General features: G+C 65.5%; 21 protein-coding genes. 10 read left to right on the top strand and 11 right to left on the bottom strand.

Annotated elements, in window-relative coordinates:
• Positions 1-30: 30 nt before the first annotated feature.
• Together AC1Q7F_RS16390 and AC1Q7F_RS16385 are read right to left on the bottom strand one after the other, a co-directional pair.
• Entirely contained in the window at positions 31-1,056 is a 1,026-nt protein-coding gene (locus AC1Q7F_RS16390) for a threonine aldolase family protein (protein WP_492508725.1), read from the bottom strand.
• 44 nt (positions 1,057-1,100) lie between these two features.
• Positions 1,101-1,475, bottom strand: coding sequence for a hypothetical protein (locus tag AC1Q7F_RS16385; protein WP_492508723.1), 375 nt, complete (start codon positions 1,473-1,475; stop codon positions 1,101-1,103).
• On the opposite strand from AC1Q7F_RS16385, the gene AC1Q7F_RS16380 reads away from it, so the two are divergent.
• Positions 1,466-2,578, top strand: coding sequence for an RluA family pseudouridine synthase (locus AC1Q7F_RS16380; RefSeq protein WP_492508721.1), 1,113 nt, complete (start codon positions 1,466-1,468; stop codon positions 2,576-2,578). The two genes, AC1Q7F_RS16385 and AC1Q7F_RS16380, sit on opposite strands and share 10 nt — an antisense overlap.
• Positions 2,579-2,705: 127 nt before the next feature.
• Positions 2,706-3,590, top strand: coding sequence for an RNA polymerase sigma factor RpoH (gene rpoH / locus AC1Q7F_RS16375; protein ID WP_492508719.1), 885 nt, complete (start codon positions 2,706-2,708; stop codon positions 3,588-3,590).
• A gap of 256 nt (positions 3,591-3,846) precedes the next feature.
• Here the strand turns inward: rpoH and AC1Q7F_RS16370 are convergent, their stop codons facing one another.
• From AC1Q7F_RS16370 to AC1Q7F_RS16360, 3 genes are all read right to left on the bottom strand, one after another.
• Complete coding sequence (locus AC1Q7F_RS16370; RefSeq protein ID WP_492508717.1) at positions 3,847-5,379, bottom strand: sensor histidine kinase; 1,533 nt, start codon at positions 5,377-5,379, stop codon at positions 3,847-3,849.
• Between the two features lie 147 nt (positions 5,380-5,526).
• Positions 5,527-6,894, bottom strand: coding sequence for a glutamate--cysteine ligase (locus AC1Q7F_RS16365; RefSeq protein WP_492508715.1), 1,368 nt, complete (start codon positions 6,892-6,894; stop codon positions 5,527-5,529).
• Positions 6,895-6,950: 56 nt separating this feature from the next.
• Positions 6,951-7,733 (bottom strand): 16S rRNA (uracil(1498)-N(3))-methyltransferase, encoded by a 783-nt coding sequence (locus AC1Q7F_RS16360; protein WP_492508713.1) that lies wholly within the window; start codon positions 7,731-7,733, stop codon positions 6,951-6,953.
• 351 nt (positions 7,734-8,084) lie between these two features.
• Between AC1Q7F_RS16360 and AC1Q7F_RS16355 the strand changes: the two genes are divergently transcribed.
• From AC1Q7F_RS16355 to ppdK, 3 genes are all read left to right on the top strand, one after another.
• Complete coding sequence (locus AC1Q7F_RS16355; protein ID WP_492508711.1) at positions 8,085-8,981, top strand: glycine--tRNA ligase subunit alpha; 897 nt, start codon at positions 8,085-8,087, stop codon at positions 8,979-8,981.
• 51 nt (positions 8,982-9,032) lie between these two features.
• Entirely contained in the window at positions 9,033-11,222 is a 2,190-nt protein-coding gene (gene glyS / locus AC1Q7F_RS16350; protein ID WP_492508709.1) for a glycine--tRNA ligase subunit beta, read from the top strand.
• A gap of 437 nt (positions 11,223-11,659) precedes the next feature.
• Entirely contained in the window at positions 11,660-14,341 is a 2,682-nt protein-coding gene (ppdK, locus tag AC1Q7F_RS16345; protein WP_492508707.1) for a pyruvate, phosphate dikinase, read from the top strand.
• Between the two features lie 41 nt (positions 14,342-14,382).
• Here ppdK and AC1Q7F_RS16340 read toward each other — a convergent pair whose 3' ends face one another.
• Positions 14,383-14,919, bottom strand: a complete 537-nt coding sequence (locus tag AC1Q7F_RS16340) for a hypothetical protein (protein WP_492508705.1) — start codon at positions 14,917-14,919, stop codon at positions 14,383-14,385.
• A 19-nt stretch (positions 14,920-14,938) separates the two neighbouring features.
• On the bottom strand, positions 14,939-16,528 hold the full coding sequence (locus tag AC1Q7F_RS16335) for a peptide ABC transporter substrate-binding protein (RefSeq protein ID WP_492508703.1): 1,590 nt from the start codon (positions 16,526-16,528) through the stop codon (positions 14,939-14,941).
• Positions 16,529-16,742: 214 nt separating this feature from the next.
• Here AC1Q7F_RS16335 and AC1Q7F_RS16330 point away from each other — a divergent pair, with 214 nt between their 5' ends.
• Both AC1Q7F_RS16330 and AC1Q7F_RS16325 read left to right on the top strand, forming a co-directional pair.
• The gene (locus AC1Q7F_RS16330; protein WP_492508701.1) at positions 16,743-17,372 is read left to right on the top strand and encodes a beta/gamma crystallin-related protein; all 630 of its coding nucleotides are present in this window, start codon (positions 16,743-16,745) and stop codon (positions 17,370-17,372) included.
• A gap of 75 nt (positions 17,373-17,447) precedes the next feature.
• Entirely contained in the window at positions 17,448-18,311 is an 864-nt protein-coding gene (locus AC1Q7F_RS16325; protein WP_492508699.1) for an HpcH/HpaI aldolase/citrate lyase family protein, read from the top strand.
• Positions 18,312-18,489: 178 nt separating this feature from the next.
• Here AC1Q7F_RS16325 and AC1Q7F_RS16320 read toward each other — a convergent pair whose 3' ends face one another.
• The 3 genes from AC1Q7F_RS16320 to AC1Q7F_RS16310 all read right to left on the bottom strand — a co-directional run bounded on the left by AC1Q7F_RS16320 (position 18,490) and on the right by AC1Q7F_RS16310 (position 22,017).
• Positions 18,490-20,298, bottom strand: a complete 1,809-nt coding sequence (locus AC1Q7F_RS16320) for an ABC-F family ATP-binding cassette domain-containing protein (RefSeq protein WP_492508697.1) — start codon at positions 20,296-20,298, stop codon at positions 18,490-18,492.
• 79 nt (positions 20,299-20,377) lie between these two features.
• Positions 20,378-21,016, bottom strand: coding sequence for a guanylate kinase (gene gmk, locus AC1Q7F_RS16315; protein ID WP_492508695.1), 639 nt, complete (start codon positions 21,014-21,016; stop codon positions 20,378-20,380).
• A 56-nt stretch (positions 21,017-21,072) separates the two neighbouring features.
• Complete coding sequence (locus AC1Q7F_RS16310; RefSeq protein WP_492508693.1) at positions 21,073-22,017, bottom strand: YicC/YloC family endoribonuclease; 945 nt, start codon at positions 22,015-22,017, stop codon at positions 21,073-21,075.
• 74 nt (positions 22,018-22,091) lie between these two features.
• Between AC1Q7F_RS16310 and AC1Q7F_RS16305 the strand changes: the two genes are divergently transcribed.
• Entirely contained in the window at positions 22,092-22,853 is a 762-nt protein-coding gene (locus AC1Q7F_RS16305; RefSeq protein ID WP_492508691.1) for an SDR family NAD(P)-dependent oxidoreductase, read from the top strand.
• A 1-nt stretch (position 22,854) separates the two neighbouring features.
• On the opposite strand, the gene AC1Q7F_RS16300 is transcribed toward AC1Q7F_RS16305, so the two are convergent.
• A complete protein-coding gene (locus AC1Q7F_RS16300) occupies positions 22,855-23,676 on the bottom strand; it encodes a hypothetical protein (RefSeq protein ID WP_492508688.1) in 822 nt (273 codons plus the stop codon).
• A gap of 123 nt (positions 23,677-23,799) precedes the next feature.
• Here AC1Q7F_RS16300 and AC1Q7F_RS16295 point away from each other — a divergent pair, with 123 nt between their 5' ends.
• Together AC1Q7F_RS16295 and AC1Q7F_RS16290 are read left to right on the top strand one after the other, a co-directional pair.
• The gene (locus AC1Q7F_RS16295; protein ID WP_492508686.1) at positions 23,800-24,462 is read left to right on the top strand and encodes a Fe2+-dependent dioxygenase; all 663 of its coding nucleotides are present in this window, start codon (positions 23,800-23,802) and stop codon (positions 24,460-24,462) included.
• Between the two features lie 154 nt (positions 24,463-24,616).
• Positions 24,617-25,366: a phosphocholine cytidylyltransferase family protein gene (locus AC1Q7F_RS16290; RefSeq protein ID WP_492508684.1), complete on the top strand. Its 750-nt coding sequence runs from the start codon at positions 24,617-24,619 to the stop codon at positions 25,364-25,366.
• Positions 25,367-25,370 lie beyond the last annotated feature (4 nt).

The raw sequence follows: 25,370 nt of genomic DNA, 5'->3' as shown, positions 1-25,370 counted from the left end.
TCGCCGGGATGACGAAAAAAAGGGTAGTGTCTATTCCGCCAACCCCCGTGCCGTCGCCAACAGCGCGTCCACGGCCGCCTCATCGCTGTTCCAGGCGGTGACCAGGCGGACCACATTGCTGTCCCAGCGGTAGAAGCCGAAGCCGGCCGCCTCCAGCCCCGCGATCACCGGTTCGGGCAGGGCCACGAACACCTCGTTGGCATCGACGGGATGGGCCAGGGTGGTACCGGGCAGGTCCGTCAGGCCCTCGGCCAGGCGGCTTGCCATGCGGTTGGCGTGGCCGGCCAGGCGCAGCCACAATCCATCCTGCAGATAGGCGTCCAGCTGCGCCGACAGGAAGCGCATCTTGGAAAACAGGTGGGCTGCCCGCTTGCGGCGATAGCCGAAATTCGCCGACAGCTCGCGGTCGAAGAACACCACCGCTTCCGCCCCCAGCGCGCCGTTCTTGGTGGCGCCGAAGGACAGGACATCGACGCCGGCGCGCCAGGTGATGTCGGCCGGCGTACAGCCCAGCGAGGCGACGGCATTGGCGAAGCGCGCGCCGTCCATGTGGGTGCGCATTCCGTGGTGCCGGGCGATGGCGGTCAGGGCCGACACTTCGTCGGGCGTGTAGATGGTGCCGGCCTCCGTCGCCTGGGTCAGCGACAAGGCGGCGGGCTGCACGGCATGGACGAAGCCCTGGTTGGCGCGGCCCAGTGCCTTGGACAGGGTATCGGGCGCGATCTTGCCATGGAGGCCTGGCAGGGGGACCAGCTTGGCCCCGGCCGTGAACATTTCTGGCGCGCCGCATTCATCCATCTGGATATGCGCCTCGGCATGGCAATAGATGCTGCCCCAGGGCGGCGTCAGGGCTGCCAGCGACAGGGCGTTGGCGGCCGTGCCCGTGGCCACGGGAAACACCGCCACCTCCCGCTCGAACAGGGTGGACAGCCGCTCCGTCAGGCGCCGGGTCCAGTCGTCGGCGCCGTAGGAGGGGGCGGAGCCATCATTGGCGGCGACCAATGCTGCCAGTATTTCCGGTGCCGCACCCGTCACATTGTCGGACATGAAATTCATTTAACGTCCCTTTGGTCGGGGAATGCGCTCTATTGTGACCTTGATCACGGCGCGCTTGTCACCAGAACCGCATGTTCGCCCGTAGCCGGATCGACCAGAAGCACCTGGTTGCGACCGTCGGCCAGCTTGACCTGCACGGCGATACGGCCCCCCACGGTCGTGATGCCGGGCAGCAGCACCGCTCCCGCGGCCAAGGTCACCGCCTCGGTCGGCATCGGCGCCTTCACCGGCGCCGGCGGAGCGGGAGGGGCTGGCGGGGCCGGCATATCGGCCGGCGGCGGCTCCGACCGGAAGCGGGCGGCAAACGTGCGCGGATGATTGGGGTCCGTGGAGCGTTTATAGACTTCATAGCCCAGGAACGCGAACCCGGCCGCGATGATCACGGCCCCGATGATAAGGATGTTCTTCAGTGCCTGCACGTTCGGCAAATCCCCAGTTGAAGGCCACCGGCCGGACGGACATTCCGCCCGCCGGCCTGGAATTCGACCTGGATGACGATCTGTGCGACGAGGAATTCCTGCCCGCCGCCGCTGACGCCGTCACCGGCCTTGAACCCGCCGACCACAAGGCCGTCATCGACGGCGCCCGTGACGGCGACCGGCTGGACAAGGCGCTGGCGGAACTGCTGGCCGATACCGGCCTGTCGCGGTCCCGCCTGCGCGCCCTGATCGACCAGGGGCATGTCAGCGTCGGCGGGGTGACCATAGACGACGCATCCCGCCGGGTCAAAGCCGGCCAGGAATTCCATGTGCATGTCCCGGCCAGTGCGCCTGCCCTGCCGCTGGCCCAGGACATCCCCCTGGTGATCATCCATGAGGATGAGGACCTGCTGGTCATCGACAAGCCGGCGGGCATGGTGGTGCATCCGGCTGCCGGCAATCATGACGGCACCCTGGTCAATGCCCTGCTGCACCATTGCGGCGACAGCCTGTCGGGCATCGGCGGCGTGCGCCGGCCGGGCATCGTCCACCGGCTGGACAAGGACACGTCCGGCCTGATGGTGGTGGCCAAGAATGATCGGGCGCATCAGGCGCTGTCGGCGCAATTCGCCGACCGGTCACTGTCGCGCACCTATCAGGCCGTGGTCTGGGGCGTGCCCAACCCGCGCGTCGGCGAGATCAATGCCAATATCGGCCGCCATGCCAGCGACCGCAAGCGCATGGCCGTGCTGGAGCGCGGCGGCAAGGTGGCGATTACCCGCTACGCCACCATCCGGCCCCTGGGGCTGGCGGCGGCGCTGATCGAGTGCAAGCTGCTGACCGGCCGCACCCACCAGATCCGTGTCCACATGACCCATGCCGGATATCCGCTGGTCGGTGACCCGGTCTATGGCCGCATCCGCCAGGGGCGCACCCGCGGCCTGTCGGACGGGGCCAGACAGGCGCTGGACGGGTTCTCCCGCCAGGCGCTGCACGCCGCCGCCATCGAGTTCATCCATCCGGCCACGGGGACGAAGGTTCGCTTCGAAACTGTGTTACCGGATGATTTCAAGGGCTTAATCCACGCGCTGGAGGTGCTATAATGCCGCCGCGCGTGACATCCGGGCCGAACGTGGACGGACGCCAGGCGTGTCCGTTCCGGACTGATCCATCGTCGCCGGTGCCAGTTGGGCCGATGACGCAAACCAGCCTTATGCAAGGGGGTTATTCATGACCGCTTCCGTACCCGCCATTCCCACCGTCAGCTCCGAAAGCAGCCTCAGCCGCTATCTCCAGGAAATCCGCAAGTTCCCCATGCTGGAACCGGGTGAGGAATATATGCTGGCCAAGAGCTGGCGCGAGCATGAGGATACCAAGGCCGCCCACCGTCTGGTGACCAGCCATCTGCGCCTCGTGGCGAAGATCGCCATGGGCTATCGCGGCTATGGCCTGCCCGTGTCGGAACTGATCTCCGAAGGCAATGTCGGCATGATGCAGGCCGTCAAGCGGTTCGAGCCCGATCGCGGCTTCCGCCTGGCCACCTATGCCATGTGGTGGATTCGCGCGGCCATCCAGGAATATATCCTGCACAGCTGGTCGCTGGTGAAGATGGGTACCACGGCCGCGCAGAAGAAGCTGTTCTTCAACCTGCGCAAGCTGAAGGGCCAGATGCAGGCCATCGATGATGGCGACCTGCCGGCCGAGATCGTCACTAGGATCGCCACGACCCTGGACGTGCCGGAGGCCGATGTCGTCTCCATGAACCAGCGGCTGGCCGCCGCCGACCATTCCCTGAATGCGCCGTTGCGCATCGACGGGGAAGGGGAGTGGCAGGACTGGCTGGTCGATGAGCGCGAGAGCCAGGAAATCCGCCTGGGCGAGCAGCAGGAACTGGGCAAGCGCCAGGCGCTGCTGGCCAATGCCATGAAGGGCCTGAACGAGCGCGAGCGCCACATCCTGGTCGAACGCCGCCTGCGCGAAGAGCCGGTGACGCTGGAAGACCTGTCCCAGCATTACGGCATCAGCCGCGAACGCGTGCGCCAGATCGAGGTGCGGGCGTTCGAGAAGCTGCAAAAGGCCATCAAGTCGGCGGCGGTGCAGCAGCAGTTGGCTTGAGAGCGGATCGATTGTAGGCGGCTTTTTATTGCCTCCCCCGCGAAACTCCTGGGCTGTGAGGGTTTCAACCCTCTCTACCGTCACCCCGGCGACAAGCCGGGGCCCAGTGTCAAGGCGCGGTCAGCGCCGACATGACTCATATCGCGGCAGACGCCGCTCCACGCCTGGGTCCCGGCTTTCGCCGGGATGACGGTAGGAGAGGCGGCAGCGAAGGTGCCCAGAACTTCCGCGGATTACGGCTGGCGCCCAATCCGCGCTACCCCGCCACCCGCTCCAGCGCCATTTCCTCCCCCTCGCGGTCGAGATGGCGCGGCAGGGTCAGGGTGAAGCAGGTGCCTTCACCTTCCAGCGAGGTGACGGTGATCGTGCCGCGCAGGGATTGCGTTACCAGATTATAGACGATATGCAGCCCCAACCCTGAGCCGCCACGGGCGCGGTTGGTGGTGAAGAACGGTTCGAACAGCCGGCCCAGATGGTCGGGCCCCACGCCCCTGCCATCATCGCTGAAGCGCAGTTCCACTTGATCGCCGGGCAGTTCGCGCGCCTGGATGGTGATGGTGCCGGCCTGTCCCGGCCGGAAGGCATGGATCAGGGCGTTGATCACCAGATTGGTCAGCACCTGGAACATCGCACCGGGATAGCTGTCCATATGGATGCCCGACGGGCAATCGACGCGGATGCGGTGCGGTTCGCCGCGCAGGCGTGGCGCCAGGCTTTGCAGCACCTCATCGATATAGGAACCCAGCAGGAAGTCGCGGCGTTCGGCACTGGCCTGATCCACCGCCACGCGCTTGAAGCTTTGCACCAGGTCGGTGGCGCGGCTGATATTGGCATGCACCAGCCGGGCACTGTCGCGCAGCGTTTCCTGATAATCGGCCAGCTGCGTGCGGGTCAGCTTGCCGCTGGCCACCGCCTTGTCCAAGGCGGCCACCCCATCCTCCAGATGGGTGATGGCGGTCAGCGCGATGCCCATGGGGGTGTTCAACTCATGCGCAACCCCGGCCACCAGCCCGCCCAGGCTGGCCAGCTTTTCCGCCTGGGTCAGGCTGTCGCGGGTTTCCACCAGCTGGGTCTGGGCGTCCTGCAGCTCCCGCACCTTGCGGGCCAGCTCGTCGCGCTGGGCGGCGATGACGGCCTCGCGCCGCCACAGCTCGTCATTGGCATCCTCCAGCCTTGCATGTTCGGCCGCCAGCTGGCGCAGGCGGCTATATTCGGCGCGGCGCAGGGTGGACAGCTGATAGGCGGTGAAGGCGCCGAAGATATTGGCCAGGGTGTGCATCACCGTCGCCGTCTGGATCTGGCTTTGCGTGGCGTCCGTGGCGGGCATGACCAGGAACAGATAGGCCGCACTGGCCGACAGGCCCCAGGGCAGCATCAGCACCATGCGCGTCGGCACGAACAGATAGTTCATCAGCACGATGATCATGATGAAGAAACTGACCGTCAACCCGACCTGCACCCCCTCCACCTTCAAGGCGGAGAGGGAGGTGGTGCCCCAGATATAGGTCAGCAGCAACAGTACCAGCCCCTGGCGCAGGGGCACCAGGGCAGCGCGCACCGGCACCAGGATGGCGGCGATGATCAGGATATAGGCGCCGGCCCGCAGCGGCATCAGCAGGCCGAAAATGATGTCGGGCTGGAAATAGACGAAGTCGAGCGCCATCGGCATCAAATAGAACAGGCCCAGCGCCAGCAGGTTGCGACGCAACCCGCGCGCTTCCGCCTCCAGCATGTGGTGGCGGAAATCCTGTTCCATCGCCCTATCGGCGAATTCCCCGAATCTCAGCATCAGAGCGGAGCGTCCTTCCCCCTTGGCCGCGACGCGACGCGCATTTTGCGCTGGCGCATTCTAGGCAAGAAGGTCGTGCACGGCAATAGAACTGCAACCGGGGGCCGGCGGGGGCAAGGTTCTTACCCGCGCCGGCCCTGGTTTCGCTCAATAGGCATATTCCACATAGGCGGGATCGACAGAGCCGGCCCACGTATTGTTGTACTTCTCCAGCATCTCCGTGGACAGCGAGCGGCCCGACTCCGCGATGGCGACCAGCGGTTCGATGAAGTGGGTCTCGTCATCGCCCATGCCGGCGGTGCGGGCGCGGGTGCGCAACCCTTCCCGGGCGATATCGACCACGCGGCGGGCCACATCCTGTACGGTGCCGCCCTGGAACGGGGTGGACAGGCCCAGGCGCGGCACGTCGCGGCGCAGGGTGGCGCGGTCCTCCTGCGTCCAGCCCTTGACCAGGTCCCAGGCGGCATCCAGGGCGGTGCCATCATAGAGCAGCCCGACCCACAAAGCGGGCAGGGCGCACAGACGGCCCCAGGGACCGGCATCGGCCCCGCGCATCTCCAGGTACTTCTTCAGCCGCACTTCCGGGAACATGGTGGTCATGTGATCGGACCAGTCGGTCATCAGCGGCAATTCGCCCGGCAGGATCGACAGTTTGCCATCCAGATAGTCGCGGAAGGACAGGCCCGAGGCATCCAGATATTTGCCGTCGCGATAGACGAAATACATCGGCACATCGAGCGCGTAATCGACATAGCGCTCGAACCCGAACCCATCCTCGAACACAAACGGCAGGTCGCCGGTGCGGTTCTTGTCCGTGTCGGTCCAGATATGGGAACGGAAGCTCTGGAAGCCGTTGGGCTTGCCTTCGGTGAAGGGGCTGGCCGCGAACAGGGCGGTGGCGATGGGCTGCAGCGCCAGCGACACCCGGAACTTCTTCACCATATCGGCTTCGGATGCGAAGTCCAGATTGACCTGCACCGTGCAGGTGCGGGTCATCATGTCCAGGCCCAATGTACCGACCTTGGGCATGTATTCGCCCATGATCTTGTACCGGCCCTTGGGCATCCAGGGGATGTCGGACCGCTTCCATTTCGGATTGAAGCCCATGCCCAGCATGCCGAAGCCCAGATCCTGGCCGATGGCGCGGACCTGGGACAGGTGGGTGCCGACTTCGCCGCAGGTCTGATGGATGCTCATCAGGGGCGCGCCGGACAGTTCGAACTGTCCGCCCGGCTCCAGGCTGATATTGGCCAGCCCCTGCGTCAGGGCGATGATGTTCTCGCCCTCGTATACCGGTTCCCAGCCGAATCGCTTCTGGAACTCGCCCAGAATCTCCCCGATGCCGCCGGGGCCCTGATAGGGGACGGGGGCATGGTCGGGGCCGCGGAAGACGAATTTCTCATGCTCGGTGCCGATGCGCCAGTCGGCGGCCGGCTTGTTGCCCTTTTCCAGATACTCGACCAGTTGCCGGCGGTCGGTGATCGGTTCGCCGCGCGACGTCGGAGGTGCGGACATTCGAGATGTTCCTTAAGAGATAAGGAGTTGGCAGAAACGGCGGGGCGGAAAAGGACCTAAAGACGGTTCGGCGGCCGCGCATCGCCGTCACCGCGCCGCCAGTCGCCCCCGGCCGCCTGCCAGACGGCAAGGGCGGAGAAGGCGGCCGTATCGGCGCGCAGCACGCGCGGTCCCAGGCCAACGCTTACCACAAAGGGCAGGCGGCGCAGGGCGTCAAGTTCTTGTCGGTCAAATCCCCCCTCCGGACCCACAAGGAATGCGACGGGCGTCCCTGCCGCCGCTGTGACGGCGGTCACCAGGGGTTGGGCCGTCCCGCTCTCCGCCGCCACGAACAGGGTGCGGTTGGGGTCCCAGGCGGCGAGAAGCTTGTGCAGGTCGATGCCCTCGGCGATCTCCGGCGCGTCCAGCCGTTCGCACTGTTCGGCGGCTTCCACGGCGTTGGCGCGCAGCCGATCCAGGTTGACGCGGGCCACGTCGCCGCGGCGGGTGAAGACGGGGACCAGACGGCCCACGCCCAGCTCCACCGCCTTTTCCACCACATATTCGGTGCGCCCGCCCTTCAGCGGCGCGAAGACCAGCCAGGGGGCCGGCGGCGCGTCGGTGACGGGCACCCGCGTCTGCTGTTCCAGGCGCAGGGATCCTGCGGATTTGGTCAATGTCTCGATGCTGGCCAGATATTCGCCGTCGCGGCCGTTGAAGGCCAGGACCTGGTCGCCCGGCCCCTGGCGCAGCACGGCGCGCAGATAATGCGCCCGGTCGCCATCCAGCGCCGCCACCCCACCTTCGGCAAGCGGCTGGTCGATATAGAGGCGGGTGCGGGGCAGGGCGTCGGTAGCCATGTTCATTCCGGGGTAATCTCAATGACAGGAATAGACTTTTGCGGCGTAAAGGCCAAGTGCGGGCGGTGTTCGACGCATTTTTCCCGTGATCCCGGCGAAAGCCGGGACCCAGGGGCCACAGGATCAAGCCTATACGCGGCGTCAATCAACACTGCCGATAGGTCGGGCGCCTGGCTCCTGGGTCCCGGCTTTCGCCGGGATCACGGGAAAGGGTGGGTGACGCCCCGCGAAATAAACATATCGCCAGCCCTGCGTTCCCCGCACGGAACATAGTCAGGCGGCTGCCTTGATTTGGCCTTTGGCGCCCACTAAGGTGCATCGCACTGTAACTTGGTGTGAAGTCAACGGACCATGGCGGCGAAAGAACCCCTCTCCTTCCAGGGCGTTATCCTGACCCTGCAGAATTTCTGGGCGGCCCAGGGCTGCCTTGTGCTGCAGCCGTACGACATGGAAGTGGGTGCGGGTACGTTCCATCCGGCCACTACCTTGCGCGCGCTGGGTCCCGACAGTTGGAACGCCGCCTATGTGCAGCCGTCGCGCCGTCCCAAGGATGGCCGCTATGGCGAAAACCCCAACCGGCTGCAGCATTATTACCAGTTCCAGGTGATCATGAAGCCGTCGCCTTCCAACATCCAGGACCTGTATCTGCAGTCCCTGGTGGCGCTGGGCATCGATCCCGCCCTGCACGATATCCGCTTTGTCGAGGATGACTGGGAAAGCCCGACGCTGGGTGCCTGGGGCCTGGGCTGGGAGGTGTGGTGCGACGGGATGGAGGTGACGCAGTTCACCTATTTCCAGCAGGTGGGCGGCATCGAATGCAGCCCCATCGCGTCGGAACTGACCTATGGGCTGGAACGGCTGGCCATGTATATCCAGGGCGTGGAAAATGTCTATGACCTGCGCTTCAACGATCCGGTCGGCGACCGTCCGGCCGTGAAATATGGCGAGGTGTTCCACCGCGCCGAACAGGAATATTCGGCCCATAATTTCGAATTCGCGGATACGGCCATGCTGCTTCAGCATTTCCAGAACGCGGAGAAGGAATGTGCAGCATTGCTGTCCCGCGGGCTGGCCCTGCCGGCCTATGACCAGTGCATCAAGGCCAGCCACCTGTTCAATCTGCTGGATGCACGCGGGGTCATTTCGGTGGTGGAACGGCAGAGCTATATCCTGCGGGTCCGCACGCTTGCCAAGGCCTGTTGCGAGGCATGGCTGGACGATGGCTACCGCAAGGCCAAGGCCGCCTGAAGCTGATCATTCCGTTATCAGAACAATAAACACCGGACGCTTGTGACCGACATGGCCGAACTGCTGATCGAACTGTTCATGGAAGAAATCCCGGCACGGATGCAGGTCCGTGCGGCGGATGATTTCAAGCGTCTGGTGACGGACAAGCTGTCGGCCGCGGGCATCACGTTCGACCGTGCCGAGGCCCATTCCACGCCGCGTCGTCTGGCCCTGGTGGTCGACGGAATGCCCACCGCCCAGGCCGATGTGCGGGAAGAGAAGAAGGGCCCGCGCGTCGGGTCGCCCGAGCAGGCGCTGGGCGGGTTCCTGAAATCCGCCGGTCTGTCCGGCATCGATCAGGCCGAACAGCGCGACACCGGCAAGGGTGTGTTCTATTTCGCGGTGATCGAGAAGAAGGGGGGCGCCACCGTCGATGCCCTGCCCGGCATCATCGACGCCGCCATCAAGGAACTGCCCTGGCCCAAATCCATGCGCTGGGGCAGCAATGATTTCCGCTGGGTCCGGCCGCTGCATTCGATCATCGCCCTGTTCGACGGGGCCGTGGTGCAGGGCTCGCTCGACCTGGGTGCCGGCTTCGTCCCCTATGGCGGGGAGACCCAGGGCCATCGCTTCCTGTCGCCCGGCCCCATCGCCGTCACCGGCTTCGCCGATTACAAGGACAAGCTGCTGAAGGCCCATGTCGTCCTGGACCGCGAGTTCCGCAAGCGCCTGATCCTGACGGGCGCGGAGAAGGCGGCGAAGGATGAGGGTTACGTCCTGAAGGACGATCCGGGTCTGCTGGAAGAAGTGGCGGGGCTGGTCGAATGGCCCGTGGTGCTGACCGGCGCCATCGATGACAAGTTCATGGATGTGCCGGCGGAGGTGCTGACCACGTCGATGCGCACGCATCAGCGTTACTTTGCGCTGGAGAATCCCGTTGATCGCACGTTGGCTCCGCGTTTTGTAGTCGTAGCTAACCGCAATACCATTGATGGTGGCGCGGCTGTTATAGCGGGCAACGAGCGAGTATTGCGTGCTCGTCTGTCGGATGCCAAGTTCTTCTGGGATCAAGATCTTAAGGTCAAACTTGAAGACCGTCTGCCCGTTCTGGAGCAGATTACATTTCATGCCGATATCGGGACTGTGGCTCAGCGGGTCGAGCGTATTGAGCTAATTGCCCAAGAGTTTGCAAAGGTACTCGGTTACAGCGCGTCGGATATTTATCTGACACAGCGGGCGGCGAGGCTCGCGAAGGCGGACCTGGTGACTGGTGTCGTGGGCGAATTCCCTGAGGTACAAGGCATCATGGGAAGCTATGTCGCGGCGAAGCACGGTGAAAACCCTGCCGTCTGGCGTGCCATAGCACTTCATTATCAACCCCTTGGTCCTTCTAGCGCATGCCCTCAACGAGACGCGGAGCCGGTTGCAGTAGCAGTTGCGCTTGCTGATAAGCTTGACACTCTTGTTCGTTTTTTTGCGATCAATGAACGGCCGACAGGAAGTCGTGATCCCTTCGCGCTGCGTCGCGCTGCATTGGGTATCATTCGGCTTATCACGGAAAACAAGCTTAGGCTTAGCCTTAAGTCCATGATTGCAGTTGCTTATGATACATTGGCTAAACAGCATCCTGAAATTGATTATGACCGATATTTCGAGCTGTTCTCTATGGGCAAGGCAGTCGGTGCCTCTGATCTTACAGATGAACAGCGCAGATATATCGAGGTTGTAGAACCATTTGCCGCCGACCTCCTCTCCTTCTTCCACGACCGCCTGAAGGTCTCCCTGAAGGAAAAGGGTGTCCGTCACGACCTGATCGACGCCATCCTGGCGCTGGGTGGCGAAGATGATTTCGTCCGCCTGCTGGCCCGCGTCGAGGCGCTGTCGGGTTTCCTGGCCACCGATGACGGTGCCAACCTGCTGGCCGCCGCCAAGCGGGCCAGCAATATCCTGCGCATCGAGGAGAAGAAGGACGGCCCGCATGACGGTGCCGTCGATGCTTCGCTGCTGAGTCAGGATGAGGAGAAGGCCCTGGCCGATGCCCTGGTCGCCGCGCACAGCCACGCGGCCCCGTTGATCGCGGCGGAGGATTTCACCGGTGCCATGGCGGCCTTCGCGGCGCTGCGCGCCCCGGTCGATGCCTTCTTCGACAAGGTCACGGTGAATGCGCCCGACGCGCCGGTCCGCGCCAACCGCCTGCGCCTGTTGAGCCAGATCCGCGCGACGCTGAACCTGATCGCCGACTTCTCGAAGATCGAAGGCTGAGCCATGAACCATCCCCGTTGCACCCCCCGCCCGCCACGGCGGGCGCGGTGCGGCGGTGGAGGTAGTGGAATTACGCTATGCATGTTGCGGTGCGGTAGTTTGGTAGTGGTGGGCGGTGCCGTCCCCACGCGCCACGCCGTTTGCGCTGGCGCGCCTCCTTTCCGCCTTCCCGGCGAAAGCCGGGACCCAGGGGCCAGGGGCCCGACCGTTCAGCCGCATTTTGGCGCCGCAAACCCTTCCATCGTGCCCGTGATCCTGGGCCCCGGCCTTCGCCGGGGAGGCGATAAAGGGTTTCGCGTGGCACGGCATTCCCCCAAATCCCCCCATCGGGCCCATCACCCGGCCCGTATTCCATGCAACAACCCCCTCAAGTCTGTTGCATGGTGTTTCACAGCGTCACCACCAGACCAACCCCATCATAAAACGGGACCAAGATCATGACGAAGTGGGTCTACAGCTTCGGTGAAGGCAAGGCCGAAGGCCGCGCGGAGATGAAGAACCTCCTGGGCGGCAAGGGCGCCAACCTGGCGGAGATGAGCAATCTCGGCCTGCCGGTGCCCCCTGGCTTTACGGTCACGACGGAGGTCTGCACCTATTTTTATGCCAATGGTCGCCAGTATCCCGACACGCTGCGCACCGAGGTCGGTGCCGCCCTGGCGGAGATCGAGCGCATCGTCGGCATGAAGTTCGGTGATGCGGAGAACCCGCTGCTGGTTTCCGTCCGGTCGGGTGCCCGCGCGTCGATGCCGGGCATGATGGACACGGTGCTGAACCTGGGCCTGAACGACGTGACGGTGGCGGGTCTGGCTCGCCGGTCGGGTGATGCCCGCTTTGCCTATGACAGTTATCGCCGCTTCATCCAGATGTTCGGCAATGTCGTGCTGGATGTGGACCATCACCATTTCGAGGAGGTGCTGGAGGACCATAAGCGCGACCATGGCCTGAACCTGGATACCGAGCTGAAGGCCGAGGACTGGCAGGCGGTGATCAAGGGGTACAAGGATGTGGTGGAGCAGGAGCTGGGCCGCCCCTTCCCGCAGGACCCGCAGGAACAGCTCTGGGGCGCCATCGGTGCGGTGTTCGGGTCGTGGATGAATGCCCGCGCCATCACCTATCGCAAGCTGCATGACATCCCGGCCGAATGGGGCACGGCGGTGAATATCCAGGCCATGGTGTTCGGCAATATGGGTGAGGATTGCGCCACCGGCGTCGCCTTCACCCGCAACCCGTCCACGGGCGAGGATGCGTTCTATGGCGAGTACCTGATCAACGCCCAGGGCGAGGATGTGGTGGCCGGCATCCGCACGCCGCAGCACCTGACCATCGCCGGCAAGATCGCCAACGGTTCCGACCTGCCCGCCATGGAAGAAAGCATGCCGGAAGTGTTCCAGCAGCTGAACGCCGTGCGCCTGAAGCTGGAGCGCCATTACCGCGACATGCAGGATATCGAGTTCACGGTGCAGCAATCCAAGCTGTATATGCTGCAGACCCGGTCCGGCAAGCGCACGGCCCCGGCAGCCCTGAAGATCGCGGTCGATATGGTACGTGAAGGTTTGATCACGCAGAAGGAAGGCATCCTGCGGATCGAGCCCAAGTCGCTGGACCAGCTGCTGCACCCGACCCTGGACCCCAAGGCGCATAAGCAGATCATCGCCAAGGGCCTGCCGGCCAGCCCCGGTGCCGCCAGCGGCAAGGTGGTGTTCACGGCGGAAGAGGCGGAGAAGCAGGCGGCCTTGGGTGACAATGTCATCCTGTGCCGGGTGGAGACCAGCCCGGAGGATATCCATGGCATGCACGCGGCCAAGGGCATTCTGACCACCCGCGGCGGCATGACCAGCCACGCGGCCGTCGTGGCGCGCGGCATGGGCCGGTCCTGCGTGGCCGGTGCCGGTGAACTGCGCATCGATTACAAGCGCGGCACCATCACGGTGCGCAATGTCGAGGTGCGGGCCGGCGACATCATCACCATCGATGGGTCGACGGGTGAGGTGATGCTGGGGGAGGTGCCGACCATCCAGCCGGAATTGTCGGGGGATTTTGCCGAGCTGATGGGCTGGGCCGACGCCCATCGCCGCATGAAGGTGCGCACCAACGCCGAAACCCCGCTGGACGCCCGCACGGCGCGCAAGTTCGGGGCGGAGGGCATCGGCCTGTGCCGGACGGAGCACATGTTCTTCGATGCCGACCGCATCATTGCCGTGCGCGAGATGATCCTGGCCGATACCGAGGCCGGGCGCCGCGCGGCCCTGGCCAAGATCGCGCCGATGCAGCGCAAGGACTTTGTCGAACTGTTCAAGATCATGAAGGGCCTGCCCGTCACGATCCGCCTGCTGGACCCGCCGCTGCACGAATTCCTGCCCAATTCGGAAGCGGAGATGGCGGAGGTGGCCAAGGCCGCCGGCACCGACCTGGGCAAGGTGCAGCACCGGTCGGTGCAGCTGCATGAGGCCAACCCGATGCTGGGCCATCGCGGTTGCCGCCTGGGCATCTCGTACCCGGAAATCTACGAGATGCAGGCCCGCTCGATCTTCGAGGCCGCGGTCGAGGTGTTCAAGGAGACGGGCGAGACGGTGATCCCGGAGATCATGATCCCGCTGGTCGGCGTCAAGAAGGAGCTGGACATCCTGAAGGCCGTGATCGACCGCGTGGGCGGCGAGGTGGCCACGGCCACGGGGCACAAGGTGGATTACCTGGTCGGCACAATGATCGAGCTGCCGCGCGCCGCCTTGCAGGCCGGCAAGATCGCGGAGACGGCCGGCTTCTTCAGCTTCGGCACCAACGACCTGACCCAGACCACCTTCGGCATCAGCCGCGACGATGCCGGCGCCTTCCTGCCCGATTATCAGCGGGCCGGCATCCTGGAGCATGACCCGTTCGTGACCCTGGATACCGAGGGCGTTGGCGAACTGGTGCAGATCGCCGCCGAGCGCGGCCGCAAGACCCGCCCCGACATCAAGCTGGGCATCTGCGGCGAGCATGGCGGCGACCCGTCATCGGTCTATTTCTGCGAAAAGGTGGGGCTGGATTACGTATCCTGCTCCCCCTACCGCGTGCCGATCGCCCGCCTAGCCGCCGCACAGGCCGCCATCGAGGGCGAGAAGCGGGCCAGCGAGGCGTGAGTGAAGGCGGGGGAGGGGCCGATGGTTCCTCCCCCATTTCTTTACTGCTCGTCCTCTGGTTGGAGCGGTGACATCGACCAGTCCATGGCGGCATGAAGTGCCATCGCGTCAGTGTCGAACTCGGCGCGATAATGATGCTCATGCGGAGCCGGGATCTTTGGGCGGCCTTCGGTGAAACCCATATCCCGCAAGGTTGTCGCGAACCGGTCCAGCGGGCCATAGGCGAAGATCAGATTGTGCCGGTCCCAGACGATGGTGGCGTTGTCGGTCGGGGAATGCATCCAAACATCGTGCCGGCTATCGGCCGACAGGAAATGCCCGAACCGATCCAGGAAGGTATCCAGTTCCGGCCGTTCCAGCGCCGGGCTCTGGTACCTTCCCGGCTCCGCTTCGCCGCGGGGCGTGTGCAGGATATAGAGCAGGAAGCAGGGCGGGGGCAGCAGGCCGGTCAATGCCCGGAACACCGCCCCGCCATCACGGGCGGTCCCGGCGACAATGCGCTGCGGCTGCATCTCGAAGGTCGCGGGATGGTCATGCGCGATCCATTCGCCATCCTTCAGCGTGCCCAGCTTGTACATCGCGTCCCGGTCCTTTCCCTCACCCCACCGACAGATACCGCGCCGAATGCAAATCCAGCGGGTTGTCGACCCAGCCCTTCAGCGTCGGTGATACCAGCCGGCGGCTGGACTGGCGCATCACCGGGATCATCGGCATGTCGGCCATGGCGATCTTCTCCGCCACGGCCAGCTTTGCCCGAAAATCCTCCAGCGTCAAAGCCTGGTCCACCGCGTCCATGGCCTGATCGAAGGCCGGGTTGATGTAACCTGGGCCCACCGTGTTGGCGCGCGAGCGCAGCAGGTTCAGGTATTCGGTGACCAGCCCTACGGCCCAGGTGATGCGCACGATGTCCGGATAGGAATGTTCCTTCATCCGGCTGACCACGATCTTGAATTCCTGGTTGGACAGGGTGGTCTTCACGCCCAGCACCTGTTGCCACATGGCGGCCACGGCGACGGCGACCTGCCGGTTCAGCTCGTTGGTGTTGTAGAGCAGTTCCAGAGACAGCGGCTTGTCCGGGCCATAGCCGGCCTTGGCGAACAGGGCCCTGGCCTTGGCGATGCGCTCCGCCGAACCTAAGTCGGCCCAGTCGGGCTTGGGCGGGGTGTAGCCGGCCAGACCTTCCGGCGTCATGGCGAAGGCCGGCAACTCGCCGCCCTTGGTGATCCTCTCCACGATGGTCTTGCGGTCGATGGCCATGGAGAGCGCCACGGCCAGGTCGGGATTGTCCTTCCAGGGTGCCTTGGTCAGGTTGGGGATCAGGAAGAAGGTGCTGGCGCGATAGGCTAGGCGCAAACTGTCGGCCAGATTGGCGCGGGCCCATTCCAGCTGGGTGGGCGGCACCTCCTTGGTGGCTAGCAGTTCGCCGGCGCGGAAGCGCTTCAGTTCGGTCTGCAGATCCTCCGTCACGTGATAATTCACGCCGGCCACCGCGACGGATTTGGCACCGTGGTAATGTGGGTTGGCGGTCAGGGCGTAATGGCTCTGCGGGACGGCGGAGGAGAGCTGGAACGCCCCATTGCCGATCAGCTTGCCCGGCTGCACGAAGGCGTCGCCATGCTGGGCGATGGACGCACGGTGCAGGGGCGACAGTACCCAATAGGCGGTATAGACGGTCAGGTCGGGTTTGGGATGTTCCAGCGTGACCTTCAGCGTGCGGGCATCCACCGCCGCCACCCCCAGACTTTCGGGGGATTTGTCGGCCTGCAATATGGGCAGGGCGTTCCTGATGGGGGCCACCCATTCCGGCAGGCCCAGAAGGGTGGCCGGCGTCACGGCGCGGCGCCAGGCGAAGACGAAATCATCCGCCGTCACCGCACTGCCGTCCGACCATCTGGCATCGCCGCGCAGATGGAAGGTCCAGGTCAGGCCATCGGTACTGGTCTGCCACCGTTCCGCCACGCCGGGGATGATGGTGCCATCGGCGGCGAAGGTGGTCAGCCCTTCCCACAGCTCGATGAACAGCTGGCCGGCGATGATGGTGGTGGAACGGTGCGGGTCGAGTGTGTCCACTTCCGGCCCCAGGCCGATATCGGGCACGGGCTTGCCCTGGGCCAGGGCGGCGGGAAGGGGCAGGAGGGGAAGGGCGGCACCCGCCGCCAGGACACAGCGCCGTGTCATTCCACGCATGATCAATCACTTGATCCTTTCCGATCCGAACCCGGCGCAGACTGGCCCGTTGCTGGACCACTGTCGAGCCTCAATAGCGGCCACGCATCGAAATCCCGCCGTGGTGACGCCCTTGGCCCGCCATAAAGCGGTTGGATGATAATGGCCAGGGTCGGGATTTTCCGGCCTCAATGAAGGAGCGGCGCCGCGGAGAAGAACGGGCGCCGGAATGGTGATGAAGCGCTGGAAGGCCGCCCTGGCCGCGATGCTGGTGATGGGCAGTGCCGGTGCCGCCCATGCGGGATCGGTGACGCTTTATTCGCAACCCTATTTCCGGGGCGACCGCATCACCATCCGCGGCAATATCGATCACCTGGACAAGCTGCCGCCCTGGAATGACCGCACCCGGTCGCTGGTGGTGAATTCCGGCACCTGGGAGATTTGCAAGGACAAGAAGTACGACCATTGCCGCACGCTGACCGCCGGGGCCCGCGTGTCCGACGTGGCTGAGGTGAAGAACCTGCGCGGCGGCGTCACGTCCCTGCGCGAGATCGGCGGGCGGGATGACCGGGACCGCGACCGCGACCAGTGGGGCTGGACCCCCGGCCCGCCGCCGCCCCCGCAACGTTATGATGACGGCATTGTCTGGAATGGCGGCGGTGGTGGCAGCTCCCATGGCTATGACGCGCGTGTCACGGACCGGCCGCTGAATTCCTGCCAGAGCCAGGTGGAACGCGCCTTCATCGACCGCTACGGCCGTGGCCGCAGCCGCTTCGCCGGGGACAGCGTGGAAGGCACGATCTGGTGGGAGAATGAGCCCTGGCGTTATCGCTGTGCCGGCGGGCGCACCAATATCTGGCGGTGACCCATCCCGTTTCGTTGCCGGTGCCGCCCCCTCTCTTGTAGGGTGGCGCCGGCTTGACGAATGGGAACCCGTATCATGACGCTCCGCCCCCGCCGCTCCGCCCTTTACTTGCCCGGCGCCAATGCCCGGGCGCTGGACAAGGCCCGCACCCTGGCGGCCGATGTCCTGATCCTGGATCTGGAGGACGCGGTGGCGCCCGATGCCAAGGAACAGGCCCGCGCCCAGGTGCTGAACGCCGTGCATGAGGGCGGGTATGGCAGCCGGGAACTGGTGATCCGGGTCAACGGCCTGGACACGCCCTGGGGCCATGCCGACCTGACCGCCGCCGCCCTGTCGGGGGCCGATGGGGTGCTGATCTGCAAGGTGGACAGTGCCGAGGGCGTGCGTCAGGCCGACCGGGTGCTGCGCGCGGCCGGGGCACCGGACAGTCTGCGCCTGTGGGTGATGATGGAGACGCCGCGTGCCATGCTGGCGGCGGGGGAGATCGCCGGGGCCAGTCCGCGCCTGGAATGCCTGGTGATGGGCACGTCCGACCTGACCAAGGATCTGAACGCGCTGGCCACCCGCGACCGCCTGCCCATGGTCACCAGCCTGGGCCTGTGCATGCTCGCCGCCCGCGCCTATGGCCTGACGGCGCTGGACGGGGTGCATGTCGATCTGGACGATGACGAGGGGCTGGCGGCGTCCTGCCGCCAGGGTCGCGAACTGGGCTTCGACGGCAAGACCCTGATCCATCCCAAGCAGTTGGACGCCGCCAACACGGCGTTTGCGCCGTCGGTCGAAGAAGTCACCCGCGCCCGGCGCATCATCGCCGCCCATGCCGAGGCGGTGGCGGCGGGCAAGGGTATCACCCTGGTCGATGGCAAGTTGATCGAGGCGCTGCATGTGGAGACGGCGCGCCGCGTCGTGGCGCTGGCGGAATTGGTGGGCGTGGGGTGATCAGCGACATTCCTTTGCCGTTCTTCGTCATCCCGGCGAAAGCCGGGACCCAGGGGCAAATCGCCCGACCTTTCAGCCGCTTTGATCCAAGCAGCGTATCGGTTTGCCCCTGTGGCCCCTGGGTCCCGGCTTTCGCCGGGATGACGAAGAAAAAGGGCCTTTGCCGCGGAACGAACCTTCACCCCTCCAACTCCTCCCGCAGCGCCTCCAGCTCCAGCCAGCGCTCTTCCGCCGCCGACAGGTCGCCCTGCGCTTTGCTCAGGTCCTCGGTGGCCTTGGCGAAACCCTTGGGGTCCTTGGTGTAGAAGGCGCCGTCGCCCATCTTGGCGTTCAGTTGGGCGATCTTCTTTTCCAGCGTTTCCATCTTGCCGGGCAGTTCTTCCAGCTCCCGGTTCTCCTTGAAGGAGAGCTTCTTCTTGGCCTTGGCGACGGTGGCGACCGGGGCGGCGGCCTTTGCCGCAACCTTGGTCTCGGCGGCATCCGCCTTGCGCTGGATCAGGTAATCGCTGTAGCCGCCGGGATATTCCGACACGTCGCCATCGCCCTCGACCGCGATGGTGCTGGTCACCAGCCGGTCCAGGAAGTCGCGGTCGTGGCTGACCAGCAGCAGGGTGCCGTCATAATCGGCCAGCACCTCTTCCAGCAGGTCCAGCGTATCCATGTCCAGATCATTGGTCGGCTCGTCCAGCACCATCAGGTTGCTGGGCTGGGCGAACAGCTTGGCCAGCAGCAGGCGGTTGCGCTCGCCCCCCGACAGGGCGCGCACGGGCTGTTCCATCATTGACGGGTCGAACAGGAAATCCTTCAGATAGCTGGAAATATGGCGCGGCTTGCCGCCGACCCAGATATTGTCCCCGCCTTCGGGCAGCAGCACCTGTTTCAGCGTGTCATTGGGGTTCAGCTGCGCCCGGCGCTGATCGAAGACGATGGTCTGCAGGTTGGTGCCCAGGCGGATGGTGCCGCTGTCGGGCGCGATCTCCCCCATCAGCATCTTCAGGATGGTGGACTTGCCGGCCCCGTTCGGCCCGATCAGGCCGACCTTGTCGCCCCGCAGGATGCGGGTGGAGAAGTCGCGGCAGATCACCCGCTCCCCCTCCGCGCCCTGGAAGCTTTTGGAGATATTCTCGGCCTCGGCCACCAGCTTGCCCGACGCATCGCCCTCCGCCACGGCGAAATTCACCTGGCGGGACTTGATGCGGTCGGTGCGTTCCTGGCGCATGTCCTGCAAACGGCGGACACGGCCCATATTGCGGGTGCGGCGGCCGGAAATGCCCCCCTCCCACATCCATTTCAGCTCGGCCGCGATCTTGCGGTCCAGCTTGTGGAAATTGGCTTCCTCCTCCTTGAACACCTCGTCGCGCCACGTCTCGAACTCGGCAAACGGGCGCTCGGTGGTGCGCAGGACGCCGCGATCCAGCCACAGGATGCGCTTGGACAGGTTCTGCAGGAAGGCCCGGTCGTGGGAGATCAGCAGTAGCGCACCCCGGAACTGCTGCAACTCCTTTTCCAGCCAGAGGATGGTGGGGATGTCCAGATGGTTGGTCGGCTCGTCCAGCAGCAGCACGTCGGGTTCGTCGACCAGGGCGCGGGCCAGGGCGGCACGGCGGGATTCACCGCCCGACAGCGTGGTGCAGGCGCGGTCGCCGGGCAGGTCCAGCGCCTCCAGCACCGCATCCACCCGGTACTGCATCGGCTCCTGCTGTCCGCCCGCCACGAACGCGGCGACGGTGGGAAAGCCGCTGAAATCCGGCTCCTGCGCCAGATAGGCGACGCGGGCACCGGGCTGCACGAAACGCTCCCCGGTATCGATGTCGATCTCCCCGGCCAGGCATTTCAGCAAGGTGGATTTGCCCGACCCGTTACGGCCGACCAGCGCGATCTTCTCCCCCCGCGCCACGGAGACGTCGATCCCCTCGAACAGGGTGGTCGAGCCCAGATGCACGGAGGCGCCGGCCAGGGCGACGAGGGCAGGATTGTTGGGGGCCATGGGTGGATCACCACTGTAAATTACATCAAATCGTCATCCCGGCTTGTCACCGGGATGACGGGAGAGAAAAATGGGAACTTCAGTTCCCCTTACCCACCTGCAGGGAGCGCACGAAATCCGCCAGGCCGACCTGGCGGCGGCGCTTCAGGCGTTCGGCCTTCAGGATGACCTCCACGGCGGCCACCGATTCCTGCACATCATTATTCACGATGACATAATCATATTCCGACCAGTGGCTCATCTCGTCATTGGCCTTGGACATGCGGTGGGCGATCACCTCTGCGCTGTCCTGGGCGCGGGTGGTCAGGCGGCGTTCCAGTTCCGCCGCACTGGGCGGCAGGATGAAAACGCGGACCAGATCGGTGCCCGCGCTGTCGGACAGTTGCTGTGTGCCTTGCCAGTCGATATCGAACAGCACGTCGCGGCCGGCGCGCATCGCATCCTCCACCGGCCCGCGCGGCGTGCCGTAGCGGTTGCCGAAGACATGCGCATGCTCCAGCAGCTCCTTGCGCTGCACCCGCGCCTCGAACTCGTCATGGTCCACGAAATAATAATGGGTGCCCTCGATCTCGCCGGGCCGCATGGCGCGGGTGGTCAGCGACACCGACATGGACAGCGCGTTATCGCGGTTCAGCAATTCACGCGAGATGGTGGACTTGCCGGCACCCGAGGGGGAGGAGAGGACCAGCATCAGGCCGCGGCGATGGATCATGGACATGGGGAGTGACTGCCAGAGAGAAGGGAGATGGAAGGGGGAAGGGGCGAGCGCCCCGGTCATTCGATATTCTGGACCTGTTCGCGGAACTGTTCGATCACAGCCTTCAGGTCCATGCCGATACGGGTCAGTTCCACGTCGGCCGATTTGGAGCAGATGGTATTGGCCTCACGGTTGAATTCCTGGCACAGGAAATCCAGCCGGCGACCGACGGCCCCGCCATCGCGCAGCATGGTGCGGGCCTGGGAGATATGGGCGCGCAGCCGGTCCAGCTCCTCGCGCACATCGGCCTTGGTGATCAGCAGCGCCGCCTCCTGCGCCAGCCGTTCCTCCGCCACGGGCGGCACGGCGTCCAGCAGGGCCTGGATCTGGGCGCGCAGCTTGTTGCGCAGGGCGTCGGGCTGTAGCGAGGAGGTGGATGCGGCGGCATTGGTCAGCCGCTCGATCTGGCCGAGATGGTCCAGCAGCACGGCGGCCAGATGCGTACCCTCGCCGGTGCGGGCCTCAACCAGCCGGTCAATGGCGATGGTGACGGTGGCGGCCACGGCCTGCTCCAGGGCCAGGCGGTCCTCCTCCGTCTCGCGCGGTTCGGCGCTGTCGATGACGCCGCGTACCGACAGCAACGTGTCGATGGCGGGTGGCGGGGCATCTGGTCCCCCGATCTCCCGCGCCAGGTCCAGCACTTGGGCCAGAAGGTCACGGTTGATGCGCAGGGCGCCGCTGGTCTCCAGCCGGGTCAGGTTGATGGCGACATTGACGTTGCCGCGCGTCAGACGGGCCTCCACGGCGGTGCGGATGGCCGGTTCCACCCCGTCCAGCCCGGCCGGCAGGCGGCAGCGCAGGTCGCGGCCCTTGCCGTTGACGCTGCGCGCCTCCACCACCCATTGCGCCCGCTCGTTCGCCCCATCGGCGCGGGCAAAGCCGGTCATGGAGATGACAGCACCCTTGGGCGGGGCGGCGGTCTTGCGGGCGGACGGATTTTGCGTCACATCAGGCTCGATCATTGGGGTGGCACAAGGGGCGGTTTATATCGCTCCGCCGGCCCGGCAACAAGGTTTCCACCGGACAAGGCCCCATCATGCGTGACCCGCGCGGCATATTCATCACGGGCGCCTCCAGCGGCATCGGGGAGGCACTGGCACTTTCATATGCCGCCAAGGGCGTGCGGCTGCTGCTGACGGGTCGGGATGAGGGCCGGCTGGCCGATGTCGCCGCCCGCTGCCGGGGGCAGGGGGCGGACGTGGTGGCGGCGACCATCGACGTCACCGACCGCGACGGGCTGGCGGCCTGGATCACGGCGCGGGACGCGGAAGTGCCCATCGATCTGGTCATTGCCAATGCCGGCATCTCCGCCGGTACCGGCGGCGGGATCGAGACTGAAGCGCAGGCGCGCGCCATCTTCGCCACCAACCTGGACGGGGTGCTGAATTCCATCCACCCGCTGATCCCCGCCATGGTGGCGCGCAAGCGGGGCCAGATCGCCCTGATGTCGTCGCTGGCCAGTTTCCGGGGGATGGCGGGGGCGGCCGCCTATTGCGGGTCCAAGGCGGCGGTGCGTGTCTATGGCGAGGCGCTGCGCGGTGACCTGTCCCGTCATGGGGTGACGGTCAGCGTCATCTGCCCTGGTTTCATCACCAGCCGCATGACGGCGGTGAACAAATTCGCCATGCCCTTCCTGATGGCGGCCGACAAGGCGGCCCGCATCATCCGGGAAGGGCTGGCGGCGGGCCGGGGACGGGTGGCCTTTCCGTTCGCCACCTATGCCGTGTCCTGGCTGCTGGGCGTGCTGCCGCCAGCGTTGGTGGACGCCCTGTTGGCCAGGGCGCCCCGCAAGGGGTGAGTTACCGCACGCGCGACAAGGCCAGCTGCGCCTTGGACGCCTGCACCGACAGGGCGTCGAGCGCTACGGGCAGGGTGGCGGGGCGCAGGGCGGTGGGATAGGCCTTCAGCAGCAGATCGATGGCGGCCTGTACCTCGGCCGGCAGCGGCACACCGGCCTTGACCAGCGCCTCGGACCGGATCTTGGCGGTGATGGCGAAGCCATAGCCGTCCAGATAGGGTTCGAATTCCGAACTGGCGCTGGCGGAACGGTACTGCCGGGCGGCGCGTTCGATCATCCCGGCCAGCAGCCTGGCCTGCACCTCTTTGGCACTGGCACTGCTTTTCGGGGCCTTGGCGGCGGTGGCCTCCAGGGCCGTCAGCACTGCCTTGACGGCCTTTTCCACCTGCGGCACTGCTCCGTTGGCCAGCGCCAGTTCTGATGCCTTGCCCATCTCGTCCTGGAACGGCTTGGCGCCCTGGGCGGTGAAGACCGGTTCCAGGTCCACATAAATCTCGGAGATCGGGTGGGCGAACATCTCGCCCGCCGCCTGGTGCTTGCCTTCCTTATAGGCGGCCAGACCGGCATGATAGTGTGCGGCGGTCACGTCCAGGGCGGAGATATAGGCGACCGGGTCCTTGGCGGCATCTTCCGCCGACACCCCGCCTTCACCGCCTTCACCGCCCTCTCCCCCTTCGCCTCCTTCACCGCCTTCGCCCCCCTGGGCGACCTGGGTGGGAATGGCGCCGGGCTGCTGCCAGGCTACGGTTTCCGCCATTGCGGCACTGCTGGCCAGCACCGACAGGCCGACGCCGATCCAGAGGCGGGTTTGAAGCTTGATCATGGACCCAAGGCTCCCATGCATGGAAAATATGGTGATGCGGGCGGCGACCGTGCCATGATGACATCAGGAATGCAAGTCATTCGCATTTAAAATCATTCGGATGATCGACGGGAGTGTCGGCAAATGATCCTGCCCATTGCCAATGTGCTGAGCCCCGACGAGGTGGCGTCGATGGTGGAGCGGCTGGGCGGCGGGCGGTTCCAGCCGGGGGCCGCCACCGCCGGCTGGCATGCGCGGCTGGTCAAGGATAATGAGCAGCTGCGCGGCGACGATCCCGCCCATGGGGACCTGCGCGCACTGGTGGAGGCGGCGGTGCGCCGCCATCCGGTGGCGGCCATGGCGACACGGCCCCGGCGCTTCGGCCCCATCCTGTTCGCCCGCGCGGCGCATGGCCAGAATTACGGCAGCCATGTCGATGATGCCCTGATGGGTGGGGTGCGCACGGACGTGTCCTTCACGCTTTTCCTGGCGGACCCCGATACCTATGCGGGTGGGGAGCTGGTGATGGAGACGTCGGCCGGCGATGTGGGGTTCAAGCTGCCGGCGGGGGCGGGGCTGTTCTACCCGTCCACGACCCTGCACCGGGTGACGCCGGTCACTGAGGGCCAGCGGCTGGTGGCGGTAGGGTGGATCCGGTCCTTCATCCGCGATGCGTCCGAACGCGAAATGCTGTTCGACCTGGATACGGCGCGGCAGGGGATCTTCAACCGCGATGGCAAGACGGCCGAGTTCGACCTGCTTTCCAAATGCCTGTCCAACCTGATCCGCAAATGGGCGGAGGATTGAGGCGGGGCCCAGGAAGGATGGTCCCACGAAGCCGCTTGTCATCGCCGCCCATTCGCGGCAATGTCCGCGGCATTTTTCCAATCGCGGCAAAGGCCGCGGCAGTTTGATGAAAAGGCCGGGGTGACACCGGCGTCCCCTCTGGAGCCTGCCGAAAGTGAAAGCCATCATCCTGAGTGCCGGCCAGGGCAAGCGTCTGATGCCCCTGACAGAAGACCGGCCGAAATGCCTGATCGACCTGTCGGGCCGCTCCCTGCTGGAATGGCAGATCCGCGGCCTGGCCAAGGCCGGCGTGACGGAGGCTGTGGTGGTCACGGGCTTCCGCGCCGACCGGGTGGAGGAGGCGCTGGCCAGTATGGATGTGCCGGGCATCACGACGCGCACCCTCTATAATCCGTTCTATGCGCTGGCCGACAATACGGCCAGTTGCTGGGTGGCGCGGGCGGAGATGAACGGCGCCTTCCTGATCCTGAACGGCGACACGCTGTTCGAGCCGGAGATCGCCCGGCGCCTGTTGACCCGGTCCACGACGCCGATCACCGTCACCATTGATGCCAAGGACGGCTATGACGCCGACGACATGAAGGTGCGCATCGATGCCGACGGCATGCTGCGGCAGATCGGCAAGACCCTGCCGCTGGAGATTGTGAACGGGGAGAGCATCGGCTTCCTGTGCTTCACGGAAGAAGGCGGGCGCCGTTTCGCCGACGAGGTGGAGCGCACGCTGCGCACGCCGGAAGGGCTGCGCCGCTGGTACCTGTCGGTCATCGACACCATCGCCAAGGCGGACGGCACAGTGGGCACGGTGTCCATCCAGGGTCTGGAATGGGGCGAGATGGACTTCCCCGATGATGTCTCCAGCAACCGGGCGCTGACGGCGGGTTGGTTCGAACGGGGCGTCGGCTGATCTT

It is taken from the genome of Niveispirillum sp. GW835-FHT14G11 (assembly GCF_058793615.1).
Note: the sequence above shows the minus strand (reverse complement) of the source record. Positions and strands in the feature narration are given on the sequence as shown.

What these genes read in the sequence shown, in the direction of transcription:
- glyS (WP_492508709.1), top strand. Translation starts at nt 9,033, where the DNA reads ATGGCCGAACTGCTGATCGAACTGTTCATGGAAGAAATCCCGGCACGG.
- gmk (WP_492508695.1), bottom strand. Translation starts at nt 21,016, where the DNA reads ATGTCCATGATCCATCGCCGCGGCCTGATGCTGGTCCTCTCCTCCCCC.
- AC1Q7F_RS16325 (WP_492508699.1), top strand. Translation starts at nt 17,448, where the DNA reads ATGACGCTCCGCCCCCGCCGCTCCGCCCTTTACTTGCCCGGCGCCAAT.
- rpoH (WP_492508719.1), top strand. Translation starts at nt 2,706, where the DNA reads ATGACCGCTTCCGTACCCGCCATTCCCACCGTCAGCTCCGAAAGCAGC.
- AC1Q7F_RS16310 (WP_492508693.1), bottom strand. Translation starts at nt 22,017, where the DNA reads ATGATCGAGCCTGATGTGACGCAAAATCCGTCCGCCCGCAAGACCGCC.
- ppdK (WP_492508707.1), top strand. Translation starts at nt 11,660, where the DNA reads ATGACGAAGTGGGTCTACAGCTTCGGTGAAGGCAAGGCCGAAGGCCGC.
- AC1Q7F_RS16390 (WP_492508725.1), bottom strand. Translation starts at nt 1,056, where the DNA reads ATGAATTTCATGTCCGACAATGTGACGGGTGCGGCACCGGAAATACTG.
- AC1Q7F_RS16335 (WP_492508703.1), bottom strand. Translation starts at nt 16,528, where the DNA reads ATGCGTGGAATGACACGGCGCTGTGTCCTGGCGGCGGGTGCCGCCCTT.
- AC1Q7F_RS16355 (WP_492508711.1), top strand. Translation starts at nt 8,085, where the DNA reads ATGGCGGCGAAAGAACCCCTCTCCTTCCAGGGCGTTATCCTGACCCTG.
- AC1Q7F_RS16370 (WP_492508717.1), bottom strand. Translation starts at nt 5,379, where the DNA reads ATGCTGAGATTCGGGGAATTCGCCGATAGGGCGATGGAACAGGATTTC.
- AC1Q7F_RS16300 (WP_492508688.1), bottom strand. Translation starts at nt 23,676, where the DNA reads ATGATCAAGCTTCAAACCCGCCTCTGGATCGGCGTCGGCCTGTCGGTG.
- AC1Q7F_RS16295 (WP_492508686.1), top strand. Translation starts at nt 23,800, where the DNA reads ATGATCCTGCCCATTGCCAATGTGCTGAGCCCCGACGAGGTGGCGTCG.
- AC1Q7F_RS16320 (WP_492508697.1), bottom strand. Translation starts at nt 20,298, where the DNA reads ATGGCCCCCAACAATCCTGCCCTCGTCGCCCTGGCCGGCGCCTCCGTG.
- AC1Q7F_RS16365 (WP_492508715.1), bottom strand. Translation starts at nt 6,894, where the DNA reads ATGTCCGCACCTCCGACGTCGCGCGGCGAACCGATCACCGACCGCCGG.
- AC1Q7F_RS16340 (WP_492508705.1), bottom strand. Translation starts at nt 14,919, where the DNA reads ATGTACAAGCTGGGCACGCTGAAGGATGGCGAATGGATCGCGCATGAC.
- AC1Q7F_RS16330 (WP_492508701.1), top strand. Translation starts at nt 16,743, where the DNA reads ATGAAGCGCTGGAAGGCCGCCCTGGCCGCGATGCTGGTGATGGGCAGT.
- AC1Q7F_RS16360 (WP_492508713.1), bottom strand. Translation starts at nt 7,733, where the DNA reads ATGGCTACCGACGCCCTGCCCCGCACCCGCCTCTATATCGACCAGCCG.
- AC1Q7F_RS16305 (WP_492508691.1), top strand. Translation starts at nt 22,092, where the DNA reads ATGCGTGACCCGCGCGGCATATTCATCACGGGCGCCTCCAGCGGCATC.